The organism is Micromonospora tulbaghiae (genome assembly GCF_900091605.1).
In the GTDB taxonomy this organism is placed as follows: Bacteria; Actinomycetota; Actinomycetes; order Mycobacteriales; family Micromonosporaceae; genus Micromonospora; species Micromonospora tulbaghiae.
Genome location: NZ_FMCQ01000001.1, coordinates 509,164 through 525,516 on the forward strand (window position 1 = coordinate 509,164; position 16,353 = coordinate 525,516).

Annotated in this window: 17 protein-coding genes; 13 read left to right on the forward strand and 4 right to left on the reverse strand. The window is 71.8% G+C overall.

All coding sequences use genetic code 11. The features are described 5' to 3' along the window. Both GA0070562_RS02445 and GA0070562_RS02450 read left to right on the forward strand, forming a co-directional pair. On the forward strand, positions 1 to 2,244 hold a 2,244-nt coding region (locus GA0070562_RS02445; RefSeq protein WP_139135432.1), incomplete at its 5' end, for an ATP-binding protein. Further along, a complete protein-coding gene (locus tag GA0070562_RS02450; RefSeq protein WP_091414322.1) occupies positions 2,241 to 2,798 on the forward strand; it encodes a response regulator in 558 nt (185 codons plus the stop codon). The genes GA0070562_RS02445 and GA0070562_RS02450, both read left to right, overlap by 4 nt. 4 nt (positions 2,799 to 2,802) lie before the next feature. Here the strand turns inward: GA0070562_RS02450 and GA0070562_RS02455 are convergent, their stop codons facing one another. Next, positions 2,803 to 3,327 (reverse strand): GbsR/MarR family transcriptional regulator, encoded by a 525-nt coding sequence (locus GA0070562_RS02455; RefSeq protein ID WP_254663709.1) that lies wholly within the window; start codon positions 3,325 to 3,327, stop codon positions 2,803 to 2,805. A 53-nt stretch (positions 3,328 to 3,380) separates the two neighbouring features. On the opposite strand from GA0070562_RS02455, the gene GA0070562_RS02460 reads away from it, so the two are divergent. Together GA0070562_RS02460 and GA0070562_RS02465 are read left to right on the forward strand one after the other, a co-directional pair. Next, on the forward strand, positions 3,381 to 4,325 hold the full coding sequence (locus tag GA0070562_RS02460) for an ABC transporter ATP-binding protein (protein ID WP_091414326.1): 945 nt from the start codon (positions 3,381 to 3,383) through the stop codon (positions 4,323 to 4,325). Beyond that, positions 4,322 to 5,914, forward strand: coding sequence for an ABC transporter permease (locus tag GA0070562_RS02465; protein ID WP_091414328.1), 1,593 nt, complete (start codon positions 4,322 to 4,324; stop codon positions 5,912 to 5,914). The genes GA0070562_RS02460 and GA0070562_RS02465 overlap by 4 nt, the downstream gene beginning before the upstream one ends. Positions 5,915 to 6,008: 94 nt before the next feature. On the opposite strand, the gene GA0070562_RS02470 is transcribed toward GA0070562_RS02465, so the two are convergent. Then, a complete protein-coding gene (locus GA0070562_RS02470) occupies positions 6,009 to 6,341 on the reverse strand; it encodes an STAS domain-containing protein (RefSeq protein ID WP_091414331.1) in 333 nt (110 codons plus the stop codon). A gap of 146 nt (positions 6,342 to 6,487) precedes the next feature. On the opposite strand from GA0070562_RS02470, the gene hemL reads away from it, so the two are divergent. From hemL to ccsB, 6 genes are all read left to right on the forward strand, one after another. Then, a complete protein-coding gene (gene hemL / locus GA0070562_RS02475; protein ID WP_091414334.1) occupies positions 6,488 to 7,825 on the forward strand; it encodes a glutamate-1-semialdehyde 2,1-aminomutase in 1,338 nt (445 codons plus the stop codon). Between the two features lie 65 nt (positions 7,826 to 7,890). Beyond that, positions 7,891 to 8,538, forward strand: a complete 648-nt coding sequence (locus GA0070562_RS02480; RefSeq protein WP_091414336.1) for a histidine phosphatase family protein — start codon at positions 7,891 to 7,893, stop codon at positions 8,536 to 8,538. After that, a complete protein-coding gene (locus GA0070562_RS02485) occupies positions 8,538 to 9,113 on the forward strand; it encodes a TlpA family protein disulfide reductase (RefSeq protein ID WP_091414339.1) in 576 nt (191 codons plus the stop codon). The genes GA0070562_RS02480 and GA0070562_RS02485 overlap by 1 nt, the downstream gene beginning before the upstream one ends. After that, positions 9,113 to 10,006 (forward strand): cytochrome c biogenesis CcdA family protein, encoded by an 894-nt coding sequence (locus GA0070562_RS02490; protein ID WP_091414341.1) that lies wholly within the window; start codon positions 9,113 to 9,115, stop codon positions 10,004 to 10,006. The genes GA0070562_RS02485 and GA0070562_RS02490 overlap by 1 nt, the downstream gene beginning before the upstream one ends. Next, positions 10,006 to 11,625: a cytochrome c biogenesis protein ResB gene (gene resB / locus GA0070562_RS02495; protein WP_091414343.1), complete on the forward strand. Its 1,620-nt coding sequence runs from the start codon at positions 10,006 to 10,008 to the stop codon at positions 11,623 to 11,625. Before GA0070562_RS02490 ends, resB begins: the two co-directional genes overlap by 1 nt. Further along, entirely contained in the window at positions 11,625 to 12,599 is a 975-nt protein-coding gene (gene ccsB / locus GA0070562_RS02500) for a c-type cytochrome biogenesis protein CcsB (protein ID WP_091414345.1), read from the forward strand. Before resB ends, ccsB begins: the two co-directional genes overlap by 1 nt. Here ccsB and GA0070562_RS02505 read toward each other — a convergent pair. Both GA0070562_RS02505 and GA0070562_RS02510 read right to left on the reverse strand, forming a co-directional pair. Beyond that, positions 12,568 to 12,792 carry a hypothetical protein gene (locus GA0070562_RS02505; RefSeq protein ID WP_091414347.1) on the reverse strand — a complete coding sequence of 75 codons (225 nt, stop codon included), beginning with the start codon at positions 12,790 to 12,792 and terminating at the stop codon, positions 12,568 to 12,570. The two genes, ccsB and GA0070562_RS02505, sit on opposite strands and share 32 nt — an antisense overlap. Before the next feature lie 44 nt (positions 12,793 to 12,836). Next, complete coding sequence (locus GA0070562_RS02510; protein ID WP_091414349.1) at positions 12,837 to 13,307, reverse strand: MarR family winged helix-turn-helix transcriptional regulator; 471 nt, start codon at positions 13,305 to 13,307, stop codon at positions 12,837 to 12,839. Positions 13,308 to 13,370: 63 nt separating this feature from the next. Between GA0070562_RS02510 and GA0070562_RS02515 the strand changes: the two genes are divergently transcribed. From GA0070562_RS02515 to mqnP, 3 genes are read left to right on the forward strand one after another with little or no spacing between them, the layout of a single operon-like run. Next, positions 13,371 to 13,928, forward strand: coding sequence for a carboxymuconolactone decarboxylase family protein (locus tag GA0070562_RS02515; RefSeq protein ID WP_091414351.1), 558 nt, complete (start codon positions 13,371 to 13,373; stop codon positions 13,926 to 13,928). A gap of 47 nt (positions 13,929 to 13,975) precedes the next feature. Beyond that, positions 13,976 to 15,433, forward strand: coding sequence for a menaquinone biosynthesis decarboxylase (locus GA0070562_RS02520; protein ID WP_091414353.1), 1,458 nt, complete (start codon positions 13,976 to 13,978; stop codon positions 15,431 to 15,433). Further along, complete coding sequence (mqnP, locus tag GA0070562_RS02525) at positions 15,433 to 16,338, forward strand: menaquinone biosynthesis prenyltransferase MqnP (RefSeq protein ID WP_091414355.1); 906 nt, start codon at positions 15,433 to 15,435, stop codon at positions 16,336 to 16,338. Before GA0070562_RS02520 ends, mqnP begins: the two co-directional genes overlap by 1 nt. Positions 16,339 to 16,353: the final 15 nt, after the last annotated feature.

Sequence of the window (16,353 nt, forward strand, 5' to 3'; positions counted from 1 at the left end):
GACCAGCTCTCGTCGTTCGCCGACGAGGTGACGCGGGTGGCCCGTGAGGTGGGTACCGAGGGCAAGCTGGGTGGTCAGGCACAGGTCAAGGGCGTCTCCGGTACGTGGCGCGACCTCACCGAGAACGTCAACCAGCTCGCCTCCACCCTCACCACGCAGTTGCGCGCGATCGCGCAGGTCTCCACGTCGGTGACCCGCGGCGACCTGACCCAGCGGATCAACGTGAAGGCGCAGGGCGAGGTCGCCGAGCTGAAGGACAACATCAACCAGATGATCGTCACCCTCCGGGAGACGACGAAGAAGAACGCCGAGCAGGGCTGGCTGGACTCGAACCTGGCCCGGATCGGCGGTCTGCTCCAGGGCCAGCGCGACCTGGGCGAGGTCTGCCGCATGATCATGCAGGAGGTGACCCCGCTGGTGGACGCGCAGCTCGGCGCGTTCTTCCTGGCGGACAGCTCCGAGGGCAGCATGCGGCTGCGGCTCACCGCCTCCTACGGGTACGTGGCGCGCGGCCACGACGTCACGTTCGGCCCGGGTGAAGGGCTGGTCGGGCAGGCCGCGCTGTCGCGCCGGACGATCCGGGTCAAGGCGCAGCCGGACGGACGCCTCGTCGTACGGTCCGGGCTGGCCGACACGCCCCCGGCCGACCTGGTGGTGCTGCCGGTCCAGTTCGAGGGCGAGCTGCTCGGCGTGATCGAGTTCGCCGGCGTGGCCACGTTCTCCGAGCTGCACCTGGCCTTCCTGGAGCGGCTGGTGCTCACCATCGGCGTCGCGGTCAACACCATCCAGGCCAACCGGCGTACGGAGGAGCTGCTGGCGCAGTCGCAGCGGCTGGCGCACGAGATGCAGGACCAGTCGGCCGAGTTGCAGCGCACCAACGCCGAGCTGGAGGACAAGGCGAAGCTGCTGTCCGAGCAGAAGGCCAACATCGAGACGCAGAACCGGGAGATCGAGCTGGCCCGCCTCGGCCTGGAGGAGAAGGCGCAGCAGCTCACCCGCGCGTCGGCGTACAAGTCGGAGTTCCTGGCGAACATGAGCCACGAGCTGCGTACGCCGCTGAACTCGCTGCTCCTGTTGGCCCGGCTGCTGGCCGAGAACCCGGAGCGCAACCTCAGCGCGAAGCAGATCGAGTTCGCCCGGACCATCCACGGCGCCGGGTCGGACCTGCTGTCGCTGATCGACGACATCCTCGACCTGTCCAAGATCGAGGCGGGCCGGATGGACGTGGAGCCCACCGAGATCCACTTCGCCGAGATCCGCGGTTACGTGGAGCAGGCGTTCGCGCCGCAGGCCGAGGAGAAGGGCCTGGACTTCCAGGTACGGGTCAGCCGCGATCTGCCGCCCGCGCTGGTCACCGACGCCCAGCGGTTGCAGCAGATCCTGCGCAACCTGCTGTCCAACGCGGTGAAGTTCACCGACAACGGCGCCGTGACGCTGCGCATCGGCCCGGCGGCCGAGAACGCCGTCTTCGACGTGCCGGCGCTGACGAACGCGCAGCGGGTGATCGCGTTCACCGTGATAGACACCGGGATCGGGATCTCCGACGACAAACTGTCGCTGATCTTCGAGGCGTTCCAGCAGGCGGACGGCACCACCAGCCGGCGCTACGGCGGCACCGGCCTCGGGCTGTCCATCAGCCGGGATCTGGCCCGCCTGCTCGGTGGCACGATCACCGTGTCGTCCGCGCCCGGTCAGGGTTCGACGTTCACTCTCTTCGTACCCGATGTGCTGGCGCCGGACGCGGTGGTGGCGCCGGCGCCGCCGTCGCCGAGCCGCGCGGGCCTGCCGTCTTCGCTGCTCATGCCGATGGAGCTGCCGCAGCCCCAGGAGACGCCCGCGACCCGGCGCCTGGACGGCGTGACCGTGCTGATCATCGACGACGACGTGCGGAACGTGTTCGCGCTGACGTCCGCGTTGGAACTGCACGGGATGACCGTGTTGTACTCGGACAACGGGGCGGACGGCGTCCGCCAGCTCGCCGAGCACCCGGAGGTGGACATCGTCCTGATGGACGCCATGATGCCGGACCAGGACGGGTACGAGACGACCGCGCAGATCCGCCGCAACCACCGGTTCGCGGACCTGCCGGTCGTGTTCCTGACCGCGAAGGCGATGCCCGGCGACCGGGAGTCGGCGCTCGGCGCCGGCGGCAGCGACTACATCACCAAGCCGGTGGACCTGGACGAGCTGATCGAACTGATGGCGTCCTGGATCGGCCGGAGCCGAGGCGAGGAGAACGCGTGACGCAGACGGCCAAGGCCCTGCTGGTGGACGACCGGCGGGAGAACCTGATGGCGCTGGAGGCGATCCTCCAGGGTCTCCCGGTGCAGTCGGTCGCGGTGGAGAGCGGCGAGGCGGCGCTCAAGCAGCTCCTGGTGGACGACTTCGCGGTGATCCTGCTGGACGCCCAGATGCCGGACATGGACGGCTTCGAGACCGCCACCCACATCAAGCGGCGTGAGCGCACCCGGCACGTACCGATCATCTTCCTGACCGCCGCGGACAAGGACGCCCAGCTCGCGCTGCGCGGCTACGCGGCCGGCGCGGTCGACTACCTGACCAAGCCGTTCGACCCGTGGGTGCTGCGGGCCAAGGTGACCGTCTTCGTCGACCTGTGGGTGAAGACGCGGCAGCTCGCCGCCCAGTCGGACCTGGTGCGGGAGCGGGACCTGCAGTGGCGGCACCTGACCGACGCGGTGGACGAGGCGACAGCGCTGCTGCGCGCCGACGACGACCCGTCCACCCGGGACCGCGCGGTGGAACTGCTGGAGCAGGCGCGCTGGGGCAACACCCGCTGACGGTTCAGCCGACGGCCGGGCCGCCGTGCCCGGTCGCGGCCCGCCGGGCCCGCCAGCGGTCGCCGAGCGATTCCAGCTCCTCCTGTACGAAGAGGAAGAAGTCGCGCATCTCGGCGACCCGCTCACCGGCCGGCGTGCTGCGGCCGTGCAGCGCGTCGACCCCGCCGGCGGCGATGTCGATGAAGTTCTTGTAGATCGTGGTCTTGGTGATCGTCGCCTCGTACCACGGGTTGTCGGGCATCCGGTAGCGGTCGCTCCGGGAGCCCTTGACCGGCTCGCGGACCAGCATGGCGAACTGGGTCAGGTAGCGCACCGCGCCGCTGACGGCCGCCGCGCTGACGCCGAGCCGCTCGGCGATCTCGCCCGCGGTGAGCGGGCCGTCGGCGCTCATCACCGTGAACAGGACCCGGGCGGCCATCCGGGGGAAGCCCACGTCGGCGAAGGCCATCGCCATCCGCTCGATGAAGAGGTGGACCTCTTCCTCGTCGTGGTGGGGCGGCACGTTCATGGTCGGCTCCTCGACGCTCACCCCGTGACCCTACAGTCTTCACAAGTTTGTGAAACGAGCGTAGCTTCTGAAATATGGAAACAGCAATCGATGTGTCCGGCCTGGTGAAGACCTTCGGCCGCACCCGGGCTCTCGACGGACTCGACCTCACCGTCCGCACCGGTGAGGTGCACGGCTTCCTGGGCCCGAACGGCTCCGGCAAGTCGACCACCATCCGAGTGCTGCTCGGTCTGCTGCGGGCGGACGCGGGGGCCGTCCGACTGCTGGGCGGCGACCCCTGGCGGGACGCGGTGGCGCTGCACCGCCGTCTCGCGTACGTACCAGGAGACGTCACACTCTGGCCCAACCTCAGCGGCGGCGAGGTCATCGACCTGCTCGGCCGGCTGCGCGGCGGCCTCGACCCGAAGCGCCGCGCCGAGCTGCTGGAGTCGTTCGAGCTGGACCCGCGCAAGAAGGGGCGCACCTACTCCAAGGGCAACCGGCAGAAGGTCGGCCTGGTCGCCGCGCTCGCCTCCGACGTCGAGTTGCTCATCCTCGACGAGCCGACCTCCGGGCTCGACCCGCTGATGGAGGAGGTCTTCCAGCACTGGGTCCGCCGGGCCCGGCAGGACGGGCGCACAGTGCTGCTGTCCAGCCACATCCTGGCCGAGGTGGAGGCGCTCTGCGACCGGGTGACGATCATCCGCGCCGGCCGGACTGTGGAGTCCGGCACCCTCGGCGACCTGCGCCACCTGCACCGCACCGCGATCGACGCCGAGGTCACCGCGCCGCTGGACGGCCTGGCCGACCTGCCCGGCGTGCACGACCTGCGGGTGGAGGGGCAGCGGGTCCGCTTCGACGTGGACACCGCGTCGCTCGACGCCGCGCTGCGCCGGCTCACCGAACTCGGCGTACGCAGCCTGGTGAGCACGCCGCCCACGCTTGAGGAACTGTTCCTGCGGCACTACGAGACGGCGTCCTCCTCCGACGCGGCGTCCTCCTCCGGCGTGGCGCGCCCCGAGACGGCGGACCGGTCATGAGTGCGCTCACCGGCACGCGCCACCTGGTCCGGCTGATGCTGCGCCGGGACCGCCTCCTGCTGCCGCTGTGGGTGCTGGTCCTCGCGGTGCTGCCGATGACGTACGCGGCCAGCTTCTTCGAGCTGTTCCCGACCGCCGCCGAGCGGGCCGCGTACCTGGAGGGCACCGCCCGCAACCCGTCGATCGTCGCGCTGCTCGGCCCGGCGTACGGCGACAGCGTCGGCGGGCTGACCGCCCAGCGCAGTGGCTTCCTGCTGCTCATCGTCGCGCTGGCGAGCCTGCTCACGGTCATCCGGCACACCCGCACCGAGGAGGAGGCCGGGCGGCGGGAACTACTCGGCGGCAGCGTGCTCGGGCGGCACGCCGGGCTGACCGCCGCGCTGCTCGTCACGTACGCGGCCGACGTGGTGCTCGGGCTGCTCACCGCCGCCGGGCTGGTGTCGACCGGGCTGCCGGTCGGCGGCTCGGTCGCGTACGGGCTGGTCACCGTGCTGACCGGCGTGGTCTTCGCGACGCTCGGCGGCCTGGCCGCCCAGCTCACCGAGACCGCGGGCGGAGCACGGGGCATCGGCCTCGCCGGTCTCGGCGCCGCGTTCGGGCTGCGCCTGGCCGGGGACACCGCCGGCAACGACTGGCCGAGCTGGCTGTCCCCGCTGGGCTGGGGCGCCCGCGTCCGGCCGTACGAGGGGGAGCGGTGGTGGGTGCTGCTGCTGCCGCTGGCCGCGACGGTGCTGCTCGCCGCGCTCGCGTACCCCGTCTCGGTCCGCCGCGACCTGGGCGCCGGCGTGCTGCCGCCCCGGCTCGGCCCGGCCACTGCGGGCGGCGCCCTGTCCGGTCCGTTCGGGCTGGCCTGGCGGCTGCACCGGGGGCAGATCCTCTGGTGGTCGGTCGGGTTCGGCCTGCTCGGGCTGATCCTCGGGGGCGCGGCCGAGGCGGCCGGCCGGTCGGTCGAGGGGAGCCCGCGGATGGAGGAGATCGTGGCCCGGCTCGGCGGGGCGTCCGGGATGGCCGACGCGTACCTGGGGGTCACGCTGAGCCTGGCCGGGCTGGCCGCTGCCGGGTACGGCATCCAGGCCGCGCTGCGGATGCGCGCGGAGGAGTCCGCCGGGCACGCGGAGCCGGTGCTCGCCACCGGTACGCGGCGCTCGACCTGGCTGCTCTCGCACGTGGCGTTCGCGCTGCTCGGCCCGGTCGTCGTGCTGGCGGTGGCCGGGCTGACGACCGGCCTGACGTACGGCCTGAGCACCGGCGACGTGCCCCGCCAGCTGGGCCGGATGCTCGCCGCCGGCCTGGCCCAGGTGCCTGCCGCGTGGGTGCTGGCCGGGCTCGCCGTGCTGCTCTACGGCCTGTTGCCCCGGCTCGCGTCGGCCGCGTGGGTGGTGCTGGCGGTCTGCGTGCTGCTCGGTCAGCTCGGCGCGGTGCTGGAACTGGACCAGTGGCTGCTGGACGTGTCCCCGTTCACGCACACCCCGCAGGTGCTGCGAGACGCCTGGACCCCCACCCCGCTGTACGTGCTGACGGCCCTGGCGGTGACGCTGGCCACAACCGGCCTGCTGACGTTCCGCCGCCGCGACATCCCCGTCCTCTAAAGGCGTTGATCTTGCACTTGCGGCCCCGGCGAAAGGGGCAAATCACCTCAGCTGAGGGCCGCAAGTGCAAGATCGCGGGGGAGAACCCCGAGGGCTACGGGGTGGCTCCGTTGCGGATCATCAGGGCGCTGCGGAGGCCGGTGATGTCCAGTACGCGGATCAGGAAGTCACCGACGTTGGTGAGGATCAGCAGGCACTGGGTGTGACTGGCCTTGCGGCTGAGCACCACGAGCGTGCCGAGGCCCTGCGAGTCGCAGAACGTGACCCCGGCCAGGTCGAGCACGATGCGCGGGGGCGGATCCGCCAGCACCTCGTTGACCACCGTCGAGAGCTGGGCGGCCGTGAGCATGTCGATCTCACCGGCCAGGCGAAGCACGGCTTCGTCACCCGTCCGGTGTACGGTGATGGACAGTTCGGCACGATCCACCCGGTCAGCCTATCGCGATCTCGACCAGCGGGCCTGTCGAGCGGATCGCTGTCGGCCCGCCGCGCCGCTCAGGCGGGTGAGCCTGGTAACCCCCGTCGCGGGGTGCCTGCCAGGCAGCACTCCGGCGCTGACACAATGGCCCCATCGTGACCGAGACGCATTCCGCCGGATCCGGCCGCTACCCGGCCGACGCCCCGGCCTCCGAGGCCCTGTTCGACCGCGCCAAGGCCGTCGTGCCCGGCGGGGTCAACTCTCCCGTGCGCGCGTTCCGTGCCGTCGGCGGCACCCCGCGCTTCATGGTCCGGGGGGAGGGTCCGTGGCTCTTCGACGCCGACGGTCGTCGCTACGTCGACCTGGTCTGCTCCTGGGGTCCGCTGATCCTCGGCCACGCGCACCCGGCCGTGGTGGAGGCGCTGCGTGAGGCGGCGGCGCTCGGCACCAGCTTCGGCACGCCGACGCCGGGTGAGGTCGACCTGGCCGACGAGATCGTCGCGCGGACGCCGGTGGAGCAGGTACGCCTGGTCAACTCCGGCACCGAGGCGACCATGTCGGCGATCCGGCTGGCCCGCGGCTTCACCGGCCGCTCCAAGATCATCAAGTTCTCCGGCTGCTACCACGGCCACTCGGACGCGCTGCTCGCCGCCGCCGGCTCCGGCGTGGCCACGTTCGGCCTGCCCGACTCGCCCGGCGTGACCGGCGCGGCGGCCGGCGACACCATCGTGCTGCCGTACAACGACCTGCGCGCGGTCGAGGAGGCGTTCGCCGCCGAGGGGCCGCACATCGCCGCGATCATCACCGAGGCCGCCGCCGGCAACATGGGCGTGATCGCCCCGCGCGACGGCTTCAACTCCGAGCTGGCCCGGATCGCGCACGCGAACGGCGCGCTGCTCATCGTCGACGAGGTGATGACCGGGTTCCGGGTGTCCCGCGCCGGATGGAACGGCCTCGACCCGTCCGACGCGGACCTGTGGACGTACGGGAAGGTCATGGGCGGCGGCCTGCCCGCCGCGGCGTTCGGCGGGCGCGCGGAGATCATGGCGAAGCTCGCCCCGGTCGGCCCGGTCTATCAGGCCGGCACGCTGTCCGGTAACCCGCTGGCCTGCGCGGCCGGGCTGGCCACGCTGCGGCTGGCCGACGACGCGCTCTACCGGCGGCTCGACGAGACGGCCGCCGCGCTGGGCAAGCTCACCACCGAGGCGCTGTCCGCGGCCGGCGTGCCGCACCGCCTCTCCACCGCGGGCAACATGTTCTCGGTCTTCTTCACCGACGCGGACGTGCACGACTACGACAGCGCCCGCACCCAGGTGGTGCCGGCGTTCAAGGCGTTCTTCCACGCGATGCTCGCCGGTGGCGTCTACCTGCCGCCGAGCGCGTTCGAGTCGTGGTTCGTCTCGACCGCGATCGACGACGCCGCGTGGGAGCAGATCGCCGCCGCCCTTCCGGTGGCGGCGCGGGCGGCGGCAGCGGCAGGAAGCGGGGGATAGCAGTGAGCGCGAGGAGTAAGCCGGGTTTGCGAGCCCCGCAGTCGCGAACGAAGGGGGCCTAGCCAATGGCGGAGACGGTGGTGCACGTGCTGCGGCACGGTGAGGTGCACAACCCGGACGGCATCCTCTACGGCCGCCTGCCCGGGTTCCGCCTCTCCGAGCTGGGCGTGCAGATGGCCAAGGCGGCGGCGCAGGCGCTCGCCGACCGGACCGTGGTGCACGTGGTGGCCAGCCCGCTGGAGCGCGCCCAGCAGACCGCCGAGCCGATCGCGGCGCAGTTCGGCCTCTCCGTCGGCGTCGACGAGCGGCTGATCGAGAGCGCGAACTGGTTCGAGGGCAAGAAGGTCTCGCCGGGTGACGGCTCGTTCCGCGACCCGCGCAACTGGTGGGTGCTGCGCGACCCGGTGACCCCGTCCTGGGGGGAGGCGTACCGGGCCATCGCCGAGCGCATGTTCGCCGCGCTGCACGCCGCCCGGGTCGCCGCCGAGGGGCGGGAGGCGGTGCTCGTGTCGCACCAGCTCCCGATCTGGACGCTGCGCCGGCACGTCGAGCGCAAGCGCCTCTGGCACGACCCGCGCCGCCGCCAGTGCGGCCTGGCCAGCCTCACCTCGTTCCACTTCGACGGCGCCAAGATCGCCGGAATCGGGTACTCCGAGCCGGCGGCCCACCTCGTCTCGATCTCGCCGACCGCCCGGACGGCCAAGGGGGCCTGATGCTCACCCGGAGGCTCGCCGCCGCCCTGCTCGCCGCCGTGACCGCCGGTACGGCGCTGGTCGGCTGTTCCTCCGGCAGCCAGGAGAGCCGGTGCGCGGCCGACGGCTCGACCGTCACCTGTGCCCCCGACCAGCGCTCCAAGACGCCGAAGGTGAGCGGCGAACTGCTCACCGGCGGCGGCTACGACATCTCCCGCGACCGCGGGCAGGTCGTCGTGGTCAACTTCTGGGGCTCCTGGTGCGCGCCCTGCCGGGCCGAAGCGGACGACCTGGAGGCCACCTACCAGGCCACCAAGGGCTCCGGCGTGACGTTCCTCGGCATCAACGTGCAGGACAGCAAGGACAAGGCGATCGCCTTCGAGGAGGGCCGGGTCACGTACCCGAGCATCTTCGACCCGGCCAGCCGGCAGGCGCTGAACTTCGACATCCCGCCGAACACCACCCCGGCCACAGTCGTGCTGGACCGCGAGGGCCGGATCGCCGTGGTGATCCGCCGGGCTGTCACCCGCGACGAGCTGCGGCCGATCGTCGAGGAGATCGCCGCCGAGTCGCCGCCGCCGAACGGCGCCCGCTGATGGGCGAGACGTTCCGCCAGCTCGCCGAGTCCGGCCCGCTGCTGCTCGCGGTGGGCGCGGCCGCACTGGCCGGACTGGTCAGCTTCCTGTCCCCGTGCGTGCTCCCGCTCATGCCCGGCTACCTGTCGTACGTGACCGGCCTGGCCGGCACCGACCTGGAGGGCGGTGCAAGGAAGGGCCCCCTGTTAACGCCTCCGGTAGAGGAAGGGCCCCTTCCTAACACCGGCACCGTAGGCGGCGGTGCAGGTGGCACCGGCGGCGCAGGCGGCGTGAGTGTCGCCGAGCGGGCGGCGCCGGAGCGCACCACCGCCGCCGTCAAGGGCCGGGTGCTCGCCGGCACGCTGCTGTTCATCGCCGGCTTCACAGTCGTGTTCGTCGCCACCGCGATCCTCTTCTCCGGCGTCGGCAAGCTCTTCTTCCGGTACGAGCGCACGCTGGAGATCGTCATCGGCGCGCTCGTGGTGGTGCTCGGCCTCGGCTACCTCGGTGTGATCCCCGGCATGCAGCGGGAGTTCCGCATCCGCTGGCTGCCCGCCGCCGGGCTGCTCGGCGCACCGGTGCTCGGCGCGGTCTTCGCGCTCAGCTGGCTGCCCTGCACCGGCCCGACGCTCGGCGCGGTGCTCGGCATGGCGGCCACCGAAGGCGGGACCGACCGGGCCGTGCTGCTCGCAGTGGCGTACTGCCTCGGGCTGGGGATACCGTTCGTCGTCTTCGGGCTGGGCTTCCAGCGCCTGCTCGGGGTGTTCCGCGCCGTCCGGCGCAACAGCCGCTGGGTCACCCGGATCGGCGGCGCGCTGCTGATCGCGATCGGCCTGGCGCTGATCACCGGCGGCTGGGTGAACGTGGTGATCTGGTTGCAGACGAACGTGGGCGTGGGCGAGGTGAGCATCTGATGACGACAGTCGACGACCGGCCGTCGACCCCACCCGCGCAGACGCCCCGGCGGCGGGTCAACCCGGTGCTGGCCCTGCTGCGCAACTCGTGGCGGCAGCTCACCAGCATGCGTACCGCGCTGATCCTGCTGTTCCTGCTCGCCATCGCGGCCATCCCCGGCTCGGTGCTGCCCCAGCGCGGTGTCAACCCGGAACGCGTCAACCAGTGGTTCGTCGACCACCCCGACCTCGCGCCCCGGCTGAACCAGATCGGCGCGTTCGAGGTCTTCGGCTCGGTCTGGTTCTCCGCGATCTACCTGCTGCTGTTCACCTCGCTGATCGGCTGCATCCTGCCCCGCGCCCGCGACCACGTCCGCGCGCTGCGGATGAGGCCACCGGCCGCGCCGAGACGGTTCGACCGGCTGCCGCAGCACGCGGTGCTGGAGACCCCGGCCGCCGCCGACCCCGAGGCGATCGCGGCGGTGCTGCGCCGTCGCCGGTGGCGGGTCACCGTGCGCGGCAACGAGGTCTCCGCCGAGAAGGGCTACCTCAAGGAGACCGGCAACCTGCTCTTCCACGTGTCGCTGGTCGCCGTCCTGCTCGGGGTGGCGCTCGGTTCCTGGTACGGCTGGCACGGCAACCGCATCCTGGTGGCGGGCGAGGACAACGCGTTCTGCAACACCCGCCAGCAGTACGCCGAGGCGTCGCTCGGCCCACGCGTGGACAGCTCCGACCTGCCGCCGTTCTGCCTGACGCTGGAGAAGTTCGAGGCCGACTACCTGCCGTCCGGGCTGGCGTCCCGCTACTGGGCCACGGTGACCGTGGACGAGCCGGGCGGCGCGGAACGGACCGCCGGCTTCTCGGTCAACTCGCCGCTGCGGCTCGGCTCGGCGAACGTCTACCTGCTCGGCAACGGCTACGCGCCGCTGCTGAAGTACACCGACAAGTACGGCCGCAGCCAGACCAGCGAGGCGCCGTTCCTGCGTACCGGCGACTCCAACGCGACCGAGGAGGGCGTGGCGATCTTCCCGGACGCCAACGTCGACCCGAAGACCGGCGCGCGTGCCCCCGATCAGCAGATCGCCTTCGACGGGCTCTACCTGCCGACCGCGCCGGAGAGCGCGCCGTACGTTTCGTCGCAGTACCCGGCCGAGCGGAACCCGGCGGTGAACCTGACCGCATACCGGGGCAACCTCGGGCTGGACGCGGGCATCCCCGGCTCGGTCTACGCGCTGGACCGGCGGCAGATCGACGACGGCAAGCTCAAGGAGATCGGCACCAAGCTGCTGCGGCCGGGGGAGAAGTGGACCCTCGACGACGGCAGCACGCTGGAGTTCGTCGGCACCAAGCCGTACATCACGATCTCGGTCCGTGAGGCGCCCGGGCAGACGTTGCTGCTGGTGGCGAGCGGCACGCTGCTGCTGGGCCTGATGGGCTCGCTGTTCGCCCGGCGGCGCCGGGTCTGGTTCCGGGTTTCGCCCCCCGAGGGCGGATCTCCGACGAGCGGTAGTAGTTTGGTGGAGGCCGGTGGGCTGCCGCGCACCGAGCACCCTGGGTTCGCCGACGAGTTCGCGCAGCTCGTCGCCGCCGTGAGCGGCGACGCGCCGGACGCGCGGCGGGCGCGAGAAGGAGACGACTGATGTCCGCACTCTCCGACCAGCTGGTCGCGTTCGCGATCCTGGCGTACCTGATCGCGATGATCAGCCACGCCGTGGAGTTCGCGCTGGGCAACGCGCGGAAGGTGCCCGCGGCCGCACCGGCGCGGGAGCTGGTCGGCGCGGGCGTCGGCGGAGCCGGCGGCACGATCGACGAGCCGGCCGTCGCGGCGACGCCGCCGCACCCGGACCGCACCGGCGCGCGGGCCGTGCTGGCCGGCCGGATCGCCGCCTGGCTCACCGTGCTCGCCGCCGCCGTGCACCTGGGCGCCGTGGTCACCCGGGGCCTCGCCGCGGACCGGATGCCCTGGGGCAACATGTACGAGTTCGTGCTGACCGGCACCTGGATCGGGGTGGCGGCCTGGCTCGTGGTGCTCTGGAAGCAGCCGTGGCTGCGCCGGCTCGGGCTGTTCCTGACGCTGGTCATGGTGCTGCTGCTGGCGTTCGCCGAGCTGAAGCTCTACGTGCCGATCGAGCCGCTGATGCCGGCGCTGCAGTCGTGGTGGTTCATCATCCACGTCTCGACGATCATCTTCGCCTCGGGCATCTTCCTGCTGGGTGTGGTGCCCGCCGCCGCGTACCTGATGCGGTCCGGCTGGGAGCAGGGGCGGCGCAGCTTCCCGTACACCCTGGCCCGCCGCCTCCCGGAGGCGGCCGGGCTGGAGCGGCTGACCTTCATGCTGCACGCCTTCTCGTTCCCGATCTTCACCTTCGCGGTGATCGCGGGAGCGATCTGGGCCGAGGCGGCCTGGGGCCGCCCCTGGGCCTGGGACCCGAAGGAGACCTGGGCGTTCATCTCCTGGGTGGTGTACGCGGGCTACCTGCACGCCCGGGCCACGCCGAGCGTGAAGCGCAACGTGGCCACCTGGATCGCCGTTGTGGGCTTCCTGACCGTGATGATGAACCTGTTCGGCGTGAACTTCTTCTTCACCGGTCTGCACTCGTACGCCGGGGTGTAGCGGCCGGGCGTGCGCTCAGCACCTCGTCCACCCGGCGCGTGATCTGGTAGGCCACCTCCGGCAGGTCGGCCAGTTCGAGGCGGTCGGCCCGGAGCGCGAACTGGGCGTGCAGCTCGCGCGCCACCGCGTCGCGGATCTCTGCTCGGAGCGGGCTGAGGCCGTCCGGGTCGCCCATGACGTATGCGTCGTCCATCCGCCGATGATGAACCGCCGACGGCGAAGCTGTCAGTGACGAATTCATCCGCCGAACCAGCCGGGGACGTCGAGGCGGAACACGTCGGCGGGAACCATCCGGCGCAGGTCGTCCTCGATGGCGTCGACCCGGTCCGCGCCGAGCGTCGCCGCCCAGCGGTCCCGTAACTCGTCGAAGACGACCGCCGAGCGGTGCAGCCCGTCGCGGCCCTTCGCGGTCATCCGGACCAGCTTGCGGCGGGCGTCGGCGGGGTCGTCCACGCGTTCCAGATAGCCGAGCGCGACCAGCCGGTCCACCGTCTTGCCCGCGGCCTGCTTGGAGACGCCGAGGCGTTGCCCGAGGTCGGAGGCGGTGGTGCCGGCCGGGCCGATGGCCTGGAGGACGAAGCCGTGGGCGGGGCGCAGCTCGGGGTGCCCCTGGCGGGCCAGCTCGGCGTGCAGGTCGTCGACGAGCGTGCGAAAGCCGGCGAGCAGGAGCAGCGGAAGCGCGAAGCCGGGGCGGTCAGGCGTTGCCATGTCCGACAACCAGGTTTACTATTTCGTCAACCACGTTGACCATCTTACGAGAGGGGCACTGTCATGTCCCGCTTCACCGCGTACGAGCCGGACACCGCGCCCGCCGCCGCCCGCCCGGTCATGGCCGGGGTGCGCCGCACACTCGGTCACCTGCCCGCCGCCGTCGGCCTGATGGCCGGCTCGCCCGAGCTGCTCAAGGGCTTCCTCGCCTCCAACGCCGCGTTCGAGGCAACCGACCTCGACCCGGTCGCCCGGGAGGTGGTCGTGCTGACCGTCGCCACCCGCAACGGCTGCCACCTCTGCGTGGCCATGCACACCGCCGCGCTCGTCCGGCACGCCGCCGCGCCCGAGCTGATCGAGGCGCTGCGGACCGGTGCGACGCTGCCCGACTCCCGGCTGGAGGCGCTGCGCCGGTTCACCGTGGCCGTGCTCGACCAGCGGGGCGCGGTCCCCGACGCCGACCTGGACGCGCTGCTCGCCGCCGGATGGCAGCCCCGGCACGCGCTGGACGTGGTGCTCGGCGTCGGCACGTACACGATCTCCACGTTCGCCAACCGGCTCACCGACGCGCCGCTCGACGCGTCACTGGCCGCGTACGCCTGGACTCCCGCCCCCTGTTGACCGGGGGCGCGCCCGGCCCGAGGAACGGGGTGCGGGAGGATGGGGATATGGCGGCTCGCTTCCCGTACACCGATCTCAAGGATTTCCTCGCGGCGCTGGAGCGTGCGGGCGAGCTGCGGCGGGTGAGCGCGCCGGTCGACCCCACGCTGGAGATCAGCGAGATCGTCACCCGCACCGTCCGGGCCGGCGGGCCGGCGCTGCTGTTCGAGCGCCCCACCCGGGGCGAGATGCCGGTGGCGATCAACCTGTTCGGCACCGAGAAGCGGATGGCGATGGCGCTCGGGGTGGAGCACCTCGACGAGATCGGCGAGCGGATCGGCGACATGCTCAAGCCGGAGCTGCCGCAGGGCTTCTCCGGGATGATGGGCGGCCTGGGCAAGGTCATGCAGCTCAAGTCGATGCCGCCGAAGAAGGTCAAGACCGCCCCCTGCCAGCAGGTCGTCTACCGCGGCGACGACGTCGACCTGAACCGGCTGCCCGGGTTGCAGGTGTGGCCCGGTGACGGCGGGATCTTCCACAACTTCGGGCTGACCCACACCAAGCACCCGGAGACCGGCAAGCGCAACCTCGGGCTCTACCGGCTCCAGCAGCACAGCCACAACACGATCGGCATGCACTGGCAGATCCACAAGAACTCCACCGCGCACCACGCGGTCGCCGAGCGGCTCGGCCAGCGGCTGCCGGTGGCGATCGCGATCGGCGCGGACCCGGTGGTGGCGTACTCGGCCAGCGCGCCGCTACCGGCCGACATCGACGAGTACCTGTTCGCCGGGTTCCTCGCCGGTGAGCGGGTCGAGATGGTGGACTGCCTGACCGTCCCGTTGCAGGTGCCGGCGCACGCGCAGATCGTGCTGGAGGGCTACATCGAGCCGGGCGAGCGGCTGCCCGAGGGGCCGTTCGGCGACCACACCGGCTTCTACACGCCGGTCGAGCCGTTCCCGGTCATGCACATCGAGTGCATGACCATGCAGCGCGACCCGGTCTACCACTCGATCGTCACGTCCCAGCCGCCGCAGGAGGACCACGGCCTCGGCAAGGCCACCGAGCGGATCTTCGCGCCGCTGCTGCGCTTCCTGATCCCGGACATCGTCGACTACGACCTGCCCGCCGCCGGGGTGTTCCACAACTGCGCGATCGTGTCGATCCGCAAGCGCTACCCGAAGCACGCGCAGAAGGTCATGAACGCGATCTGGGGCGCGCACATGATGTCGCTGACCAAGCTGATCGTGATCGTCGACGAGGACTGCGACGTGCACGACTACAACGAGGTCGCGTTCCGCGCCTTCGGCAACGTCGACTACGCCCGTGACCTGATGGTCACCGAAGGGCCGGTGGACCACCTCGACCACGCCTCGTACCAGCAGTTCTGGGGTGGCAAGGCGGGCATCGACGCGACCCGCAAGCTGCCCGAGGAGGGCTACAGCCGGGGCTGGCCGGAGGAGATGCGCATGTCGCCCGAGGTGGTCTCGCTCGTCGAGAAGCGCTGGAAGGAATACGGGATCTGATGACGGCGGCAGTACAGGAACGGCCCGGCCGGGTCTCGTCCTTCCTCAAGCTCGTCGCCATCGAGCACTCGGTCTTCGCGCTGCCGTTCGCGTACCTGTCGGCGCTGACCGCCATGCAGCTCGACGGCGGCCGGGTGCGCTGGCTCGACCTGCTGCTGATCACCGTGGCGATGGTCGGCGCGCGGACGTTCGCCATGGCCGCGAACCGGATCCTCGACCGGCGGATCGACGCGCGGAACCCGCGTACCGCGAACCGGGAACTGGTCACCGGCGCGGTGAGCGTGCGGACGGCCTGGACCGGCGCGGCCGTCGCGCTCGTGGTGTTCCTGGCCGCCGCCGCCCTGCTCAACCCGCTCTGCCTGGTGCTCGCGCCGCTCGCCGTGGTGCCGCTCGTGGTCTACCCGTACGGCAAGCGGTTCACGAACTGGCCGCACGCCATCCTCGGGGTGGCCCAGGCGGTCGGCCCGGTCGGCGCCTGGCTGGCGGTCACCGGCACGCTCGACGGCTCCGGCCCGGCCTGGCTGCTCGGTGCCGCGGTCGGGCTCTGGATCGGCGGCTTCGACCTGATCTACGCCTGCCAGGACGCCGACGTGGACCGCGAGATCGGGGTGCACAGCGTCCCCGCCCGGTACGGGCTGCGCTTCGCGCTGCACGCCTCCACGGTCGCGCACGTGGTGACGTTCGCGCTGTTCATCTGGTTCGGCGCGTGGGTCGGCTTCGGCTGGCTGTGGTGGATCGGGCTGGCGCTCACCGCTGTCGCCTTCACCTACCAGCACATGGTGGTCAGCCCCACCGACCTGAGCAAGGTCAACCGGGCGTTCTTCACCGCCAACGGGTTCGTCGGCATCGCGTTGTTCGTCCTCGCGCTGCTCGACCTGGTGATCCGGCTCGGCCTGCGGCCGTAACGGCGACGACCGGGC

What these genes read in the sequence shown, in the direction of transcription:
- GA0070562_RS02460 (WP_091414326.1), top strand. Translation starts at nt 3,381, where the DNA reads ATGGAAACAGCAATCGATGTGTCCGGCCTGGTGAAGACCTTCGGCCGC.
- GA0070562_RS02465 (WP_091414328.1), top strand. Translation starts at nt 4,322, where the DNA reads ATGAGTGCGCTCACCGGCACGCGCCACCTGGTCCGGCTGATGCTGCGC.
- GA0070562_RS02480 (WP_091414336.1), top strand. Translation starts at nt 7,891, where the DNA reads ATGGCGGAGACGGTGGTGCACGTGCTGCGGCACGGTGAGGTGCACAAC.
- GA0070562_RS02485 (WP_091414339.1), top strand. Translation starts at nt 8,538, where the DNA reads ATGCTCACCCGGAGGCTCGCCGCCGCCCTGCTCGCCGCCGTGACCGCC.
- GA0070562_RS02490 (WP_091414341.1), top strand. Translation starts at nt 9,113, where the DNA reads ATGGGCGAGACGTTCCGCCAGCTCGCCGAGTCCGGCCCGCTGCTGCTC.
- resB (WP_091414343.1), top strand. Translation starts at nt 10,006, where the DNA reads ATGACGACAGTCGACGACCGGCCGTCGACCCCACCCGCGCAGACGCCC.
- ccsB (WP_091414345.1), top strand. Translation starts at nt 11,625, where the DNA reads ATGTCCGCACTCTCCGACCAGCTGGTCGCGTTCGCGATCCTGGCGTAC.
- GA0070562_RS02505 (WP_091414347.1), bottom strand. Translation starts at nt 12,792, where the DNA reads ATGGACGACGCATACGTCATGGGCGACCCGGACGGCCTCAGCCCGCTC.
- GA0070562_RS02510 (WP_091414349.1), bottom strand. Translation starts at nt 13,307, where the DNA reads ATGGCAACGCCTGACCGCCCCGGCTTCGCGCTTCCGCTGCTCCTGCTC.
- GA0070562_RS02515 (WP_091414351.1), top strand. Translation starts at nt 13,371, where the DNA reads ATGTCCCGCTTCACCGCGTACGAGCCGGACACCGCGCCCGCCGCCGCC.
- GA0070562_RS02520 (WP_091414353.1), top strand. Translation starts at nt 13,976, where the DNA reads ATGGCGGCTCGCTTCCCGTACACCGATCTCAAGGATTTCCTCGCGGCG.
- mqnP (WP_091414355.1), top strand. Translation starts at nt 15,433, where the DNA reads ATGACGGCGGCAGTACAGGAACGGCCCGGCCGGGTCTCGTCCTTCCTC.